The following is a 7,026-nucleotide window of genomic DNA, read 5'->3' on the forward strand; positions in this document are numbered from 1 at the left end:
ACTTAATACTTAATACTTAATACTTAATACTTAATACTTAATACTTAATACTTAATACTTAATACTTAATACTTAATACTTAATACTTAATACTTAATACTTAATACTTAATACTTAATACTTAAATCAAAAATACCGCATCTTCACCATCTTTTTCCTTCCAACAAACGGTTACTTTTTCATCGTTAATTACATCAACCTGACGACCTCTATAATCGGGTTGAATGGGTAAATGCCTGCTAAATCTTCTATCTATTAATACCAATAGTTCAACTTCTGATGGTCTGCCAAAAGATTGAATAGCCGTCAGTGCCGCATTAATACTTCTTCCAGTAAAAAGCACATCGTCAATAAAAACTACTTTTTGGTCTTCTACCAGAAAATCTATTTGAGTTTTATTAGCATCTAATTGTTTTTCGCCACGACGAAAATCATCACGAAAAAAAGTGATGTCCAAAAATCCTAACTTAATATTTTTGATTTGATATTCGTTTTCCAATAATGATTTTATACGATTGGCTAAATAAATGCCTCGCGGTTGAATGCCTATTAAAACGGTATTAGAAAAATCGAGGTGTTTTTCGATTAACTGACAAGCCAAACGATGGAGTATGATATTGACTTCTTTGGAAGTGAGCAATACTTTTTGACTCATAGTGGTTTTGTTTGGGTGGTAAAGATATAATTTTTTTGTTGTAAAAAAAAACCGCCTACATATAGAAGCGGCTGAATTATTAGATATACATTTTCTTTCTCATTTCTTGAATTTTTTCATCATCCAAATATTCATCAAAAGTCATGTACCTGTCGATAACACCGTTTGGTGTGATTTCTAAAACTCTGTTAGCAACCGTTTGCGCAAACTCGTGGTCATGAGTGGTAAATAATACCGAACCTTTAAAGTTTTTCAATGAATTGTTAAACGCTGTAATAGATTCCAAATCTAAGTGATTGGTTGGTTCATCGAGCATTAAAACATTAGCGCGAATCATCATCATTCGAGAAAGCATACAACGCACTTTTTCACCTCCAGAAAGTACCGTACATTTTTTCAACGCTTCTTCGCCAGAGAAAATCATTTTACCCAAGAAACCACGAACATATACTTCATCTCGTTCTTCTTCTGTTTTCACAAATTGGCGTAACCAATCTACTAAGTTTAAACTTCCGTCTGTAAAAAATTGACTGTTATCATTTGGTAAATACGATTGATTAGTAGTAATTCCCCAATCAAATGTTCCAGCATCTGCTTTTTGATTTCCGTTTAAGATTTCATAAAAAGCAGTGGTTGCCCGAGAATCTTTTGAAAAGATTACCACCTTGTCGCCTTTTGCCATGTTCAAATCTATGTTTTTGAACAAAACTTCTCCATCAACAGAGGCAGCTAAGTTTTGCACATGTAAAATTTGATCCCCAGCCTCTCTTTCTACATCAAAAATAATAGCTGGATACCTTCTACTTGATGGTCTAATTTCGTCAAGGTTCAATTTTTCAATCATCTTTTTTCGAGAAGTGGCTTGTTTCGATTTCGCCACATTCGCACTAAAACGACGGATAAATTCTTCTAACTCAGCTTTCTTTTCTTCCGCTTTTTTGTTTTGTTGGGCTTTTTGACGCGCCGCTAATTGGCTAGATTCGTACCAAAACGTATAGTTACCAGAATAATGATTGATTTTAGAAAAATCGATATCAGAAATATGAGTACAAACTGAATCTAAAAAGTGTCTGTCGTGAGAAACAACTATTACTGTGTTTTCATAATTGGCTAAGAAATTTTCTAACCAACTAATGGTCTCAAAATCCAAATCATTTGTTGGCTCATCCATTATTAATACATCCGGATTTCCAAAAAGTGCTTGTGCCAAAAGGACACGAACTTTCATTTTTCCTTCCATTTCGCCCATCATGGTATAATGCATATCAGCAGAAATACCCAAATTAGATAGCATAGCACCAGCATCAGACTCCGCATTCCAGCCATTCATTTCTTCAAACTGCACTTGCAACTCTCCTATTCTATCAGCATTTTTATCATCATAATCGGCGTACAAAGCATCCATCTCGGATTTTACGGCAAACAAAACTTTGTTTCCCATCATAACCGTTTCCAAAACGGTATGCTCATCAAACATATTGTGATTTTGGTTCAAAACCGACATACGTTTTCCCGGTTCAAGAAATACTCTTCCGGATGTTGGATCAATATCACCGGCTAGAATTTTCAAAAAAGTAGATTTTCCAGCACCATTAGCACCAATAACTCCATAGCAATTGCCTTGAGTAAAGGTTGTATTTACTTCGTCGAATAAAATCCTTTTACCAAATTGAACTGATAAATTAGAAACTGTAAGCATGAATTGTAATTTTATAAAATTTTACTTCGTACCGTTCGACCTTTGGTCTCGAGTGGTGCAAAAGTAATGAATAGTGTTCAGTGTTTAATTAAAAAATGTTCAGTTTTTTATACCTTAATTTAACTAATGATTAACAGAATAATCCAATTCATCTGAATATTTTTGTTTATTAATTTCTATTCAATGCACCACATCAGAAATTTAATAATCTTTGCTTTAATTATACCCGTTTTATCTCTTTTTTCTTCGTGCAAAAACGATTTTAAAGGGAATGACTATGTAGCTTATTTTGGTGGCGAAATTGTTAATCCCAATAGTAAATATGTTTATTTTTGTAAAGATAACGAAGTCATTGATACTTTAAAACTGGATAATAAAAATCGCTTTTTTATTCAATTTGACTCTCTTGCTCCAGGTTTGTATACTTTCAAACATGAACCTGAATATCAATATGTGTATTTTGATAAAAACGATAGTATCATGGTTCGCGTTAACTCAAAAGATTTTGATGCATCGCTAGTGTTTTGCGGTCGTGGTGATCAAAAAAATAATTTTCTGATTGAATTGTATTTGAATAATGAAAAGGATAAAAACAGTATGTTTCCGGTTTTTGACTATGACATTGATAAATTCCAAAAAACAATCGATTCATCTTATCAAGTAGCCCAAAAATTTTACACCACAAAAAAAGAAGAAATAAAATGGAATGACGATTTTGATAAATTTGCCAAAAGTTCAGTTGATTTGCCTCATTATTCCAAAAAAGAATTATACCCTATTATTCATAAAATGAGAACTGGAGAAGACGTTTACGAAAAAATTCCAAAGAACTTTTATGCTTACCGAAAATCTATAGATTGCAATAATGTTGCACTTTCCACCTATTCACCATTTGTAAATTATTTATCTCACATGCTCAATAACATGAGCACAATAAACTATCATAATCATTTCACAGAAGTAGATTTGGCTTTAAAAACCAATATCAACAAAATGAATATTGCTGATACTTTGATAAAAAATGAAAAGATAAAAAACACCATTTTAAACACTATTGCCTTTCAATATCTATTGGAAGATCAAAATATTGTTAATAACAATTTGTTTATTGATACCTATTACAAATATTCAACTGATAAAACATATAAAAACGAAATTTTAAAAATTGGAAATGCTATTCAACTATTAAAGCCAAATTACGATTTGCCAATAGTTGAACTTACTGATGCTAATGAAAATAAAATATTGTCTGATAAATTGATTTCCAAAAATACCGTAATCTTCTTTTGGACAGGAACAGCCATCACTCATTTTGAAACTGTACATAAAAAAGTATTAGCATTTAAAAGGAAATATCCTAAATATCAGTTTATTGCCATCAATTTGAATGATACACAAGAAGAATGGAAAGATATGCTTTCTAATTATAATTTTAGTGGAATTACCGAATTAAGATGTGCCAATTTTGAAGATTTAAAAACGAAATGGGCTATCAACAAAATAAATAGAACCATCATTTTAGATGACAATGGAAGAATAAAAAACGCTTTTACCAATATATTTGACGTGAATTTTGAGGACAACTTGAAATAAATTCTAAAACCGTCAACATAATAAAAAAAGCTTTCAAATTGAAAGCTTTTTTTTGTGTTTATTTAATTATTTTTTATTGATTTCCTTTAGCATAATCAGCTAAAAATTGTGCTAAACCGATATCTGTCAAAGGATGTTTCAATAAACCATAAATAGCAGAAAGTGGTCCAGTCATTACATCAGCACCAATTTTTGCACAATTTACAATATGCATAGTATGTCGCACTGAAGCGGCAAGAATTTGAGTTTCATAACCGTAATTATCATAAATCAATCGTATTTCTTCAATCAAAGCCAAACCATCGGTAGAAATATCATCCAATCGTCCAATAAAAGGAGAAACAAAAGTGGCTCCAGCTTTGGCAGCTAATAATGCTTGTCCTGCTGAAAATACTAAAGTCACATTGGTTTTAATTCCTTTATCAGAAAAATATTTACAAGCTCTTACGCCATCTATTGTCATTGGTAATTTCACGACAATTTGCTCGTGTAATTCTGCTAATTCCTCACCTTCTCTAATCATTCCATCATAATCAGTAGCAATGACTTCGGCACTTACTTCGCCATCAACAATTTTACAAATGGCAACGTAGTGTTTTAAAATATTATTTTTTCCAGTGATTCCTTCTTTTGCCATCAACGAAGGATTTGTTGTAACGCCATCAAGTACGCCAAGTCCTTGTGCTTCTTTGATTTCGTTTAAGTTGGCAGTGTCAATAAAAAATTTCATAGTGTTTGTATATAATGTTGTGTGTTTTAAAAGTAAATATCAAAAATCAATATCAATGGCAAAAATCAATGACAAAAATAAAACATAGTAATTACAAATGGTATTAAACTTGATTTTATTTATTTATTTTTTGAAATTGTCAGCAATATTACCATTGCTATTGAAATTGCCATTGCTATTTCAAAGTTTATAATGGTTCATTAGCATTCTTTCATAAATTCTATCGGGTAAAATTCTCTTCAGCACTATGGAAAATTTTTGCATAAATGCACCTACTTTGTAATGCAACTTTGGATTTTTATCATTGATGATTTGATGAATTACCATAGCTAAATCAGTTGGGTTGTCACCTGTATGCATGTGCGTATTCATCATATTTAAAGTGTTTTTATAGGGAGTTTCATAAACTGATCCTGCTACAATTGGAGCATGATAACGATGGGCTGCAATTTCAGTGGCAAATTCTCCCGGTGCAACATTGACTACGTTTATTCCAAATGGTTTTACTTCAATACTAATGGCTTCCGTCACTATTTCTAAAGCCGATTTTGAAGCCGAATAAACCCCACGATATGGCAAACCCATATAACCTGCTATAGAAGTAATATTAATAATTAACCCTGATTTTTGCTCACGCATTTGAGGTAAAACAGCTTTCATCACTTCGATAGGACCGAAAAAGTTGGTCTCAAAATTATTTCGCATTTCATCCGTTGGCGTTTCCTCTATTGGTCCAGTAATTCCAACACCAGCATTGTTAATGACAATATCCAATCTTTTGGAAATAGAAATTACCTTATTCACTGCATGTTTTATACTTTCCGCGTTTTGAACATCAAGTGCTAATAATGGAAATATAGAATTGGTTATTCTTTCGGGATTTCTGCTGGTTCCATAAACGGTGTAACCTTTGTGAAATAGAAATTCACCAATGGACTTCCCTATTCCAGATGAACCGCCTGTAATTAAAACTATTTTACTCATTTTTTTAAAAGATAAAAGAGAAAAGTATATAGAGAATAGATTATTTTCTCTTAAACTAAATCTCTGTATTCTATTTTCTATTCTCTATTTTCTATTTTCTATATTCTATATTCTATATTCTATATTCTATATTCTATTTTCGGTTAAAGATAATTAGTTTAAATTAATACCCAATCCATAACTTTCACTCAAAATAATTTTTCCATTCTCAATTTTGCTTCCAGTTGCCATATCATTTGCAATGAGATTGGCTCCATCCAAATCGGCATAATCACACAATGGAGCTAAAACTGCACCGGCCGAAATTCCAATTGATGATTCAGTCATACAACCCATCATGATTTTGAAACCTAATTCTCGTGCAAATGAAATCATTCCCAATGCTGGTGTCAAACCACCACATTTTACTAACTTAATATTGATGCTGGTATAATGTGGCACTAATCCTTTTAAATCTGTAACATCTTGACAGTCTTCATCGGCCATCCAATTGGCAAATCCATTTGCGTGTAAAACGGAATAATTTTCAAAACCTTTTTTCATAGGTTGTTCCAAATAAGTAAACCTTGAAATCAACTCATTGTTTTCCAACCAAAGACATTGTTCTGCATTGAAACTTCCGTTAGAATCGAGTGCTATATCTTTATTTAATTGAATAAGTTTTACAATATCATTTTCATCAAAATGATTGCATTTCACTTTGAATTTATTCCAAGAAGATTGTTCAATTTTTTGAATTTGATTCTCTATTGTATCAACACTAATAGTGATGGAAGATTCCGGAAGTTGATTATTGCTAATTGAATTAAGTTCCAAAAAACTTTTCTTTTCTAGTTTTCCAAATAAGTCCCAATAGGCACAATCCAATGCTGAACGTAAGAATGAAGGCAAATTCAAACTGAGTAAAAGAGTATAAAAATCAATTGGATACACTATTTCTTGACTTTCAATTTTTGCTTTTATTTTTTCTAGAATAGTTTGAAAATCAGCCAAATTGATATTATAGTAATCAATAGAAGTACATTCTCCAAACCCTTTTTTTCCATTTTTTTCTATGGTAATAAGTAAAGCTTCTCTGAATGTGTAATTTCCATAAGCAATAGCAAAGGTCTCTTTGAGTTGGAACTTTACTATTTGCCAAGATAATTTCATATTGTGTAAAATAAAAAATCTCCACAAAAGGAGATACAATAGATGAGATTGCTTCGTTCCTCGCAATGACTAAAAAAATGGCAAGCGACCTACATCGCACCGCTCAACCACATACCTTTGCTATGTTCCCATCCTGGAGGATTTTGCAGGAGCTGGTCGTGTAGGACTTGCCGATGCAAATATACAATCTTTTTATTTTTTTGCAAGAATTTA

General features: G+C 31.8%; 6 protein-coding genes and 1 other RNA gene. 1 reads left to right on the forward strand and 6 read right to left on the reverse strand.

The genetic code is table 11. The features are described 5' to 3' along the window. Positions 1–121 precede the first annotated feature (121 nt). Entirely contained in the window at positions 122–655 is a 534-nt protein-coding gene (pyrR, locus tag ACK5ON_RS09575) for a bifunctional pyr operon transcriptional regulator/uracil phosphoribosyltransferase PyrR (protein ID WP_396176722.1), read from the reverse strand. A 79-nt stretch (positions 656–734) separates the two neighbouring features. After that, positions 735–2,354: an ABC-F family ATP-binding cassette domain-containing protein gene (locus ACK5ON_RS09580; protein WP_409821966.1), complete on the reverse strand. Its 1,620-nt coding sequence runs from the start codon at positions 2,352–2,354 to the stop codon at positions 735–737. 183 nt (positions 2,355–2,537) lie between these two features. On the opposite strand from ACK5ON_RS09580, the gene ACK5ON_RS09585 reads away from it, so the two are divergent. Next, complete coding sequence (locus ACK5ON_RS09585) at positions 2,538–3,947, forward strand: TlpA family protein disulfide reductase (RefSeq protein ID WP_409821968.1); 1,410 nt, start codon at positions 2,538–2,540, stop codon at positions 3,945–3,947. A gap of 73 nt (positions 3,948–4,020) precedes the next feature. On the opposite strand, the gene fsa is transcribed toward ACK5ON_RS09585, so the two are convergent. From fsa to ffs, 4 genes are all read right to left on the reverse strand, one after another. Then, a complete protein-coding gene (fsa, locus tag ACK5ON_RS09590) occupies positions 4,021–4,677 on the reverse strand; it encodes a fructose-6-phosphate aldolase (RefSeq protein ID WP_409821970.1) in 657 nt (218 codons plus the stop codon). A gap of 180 nt (positions 4,678–4,857) precedes the next feature. After that, complete coding sequence (locus ACK5ON_RS09595; RefSeq protein ID WP_396176338.1) at positions 4,858–5,661, reverse strand: SDR family oxidoreductase; 804 nt, start codon at positions 5,659–5,661, stop codon at positions 4,858–4,860. Positions 5,662–5,814: 153 nt separating this feature from the next. After that, complete coding sequence (locus ACK5ON_RS09600; protein WP_409821973.1) at positions 5,815–6,813, reverse strand: enolase C-terminal domain-like protein; 999 nt, start codon at positions 6,811–6,813, stop codon at positions 5,815–5,817. A 75-nt stretch (positions 6,814–6,888) separates the two neighbouring features. After that, an RNA gene (gene ffs, locus ACK5ON_RS09605) (signal recognition particle sRNA small type) lies at positions 6,889–6,986 on the reverse strand. Positions 6,987–7,026: the final 40 nt, after the last annotated feature.

Source organism: Flavobacterium sp. (assembly GCF_046317795.1).
Taxonomy (GTDB): domain Bacteria; phylum Bacteroidota; class Bacteroidia; order Flavobacteriales; family Flavobacteriaceae; genus Flavobacterium.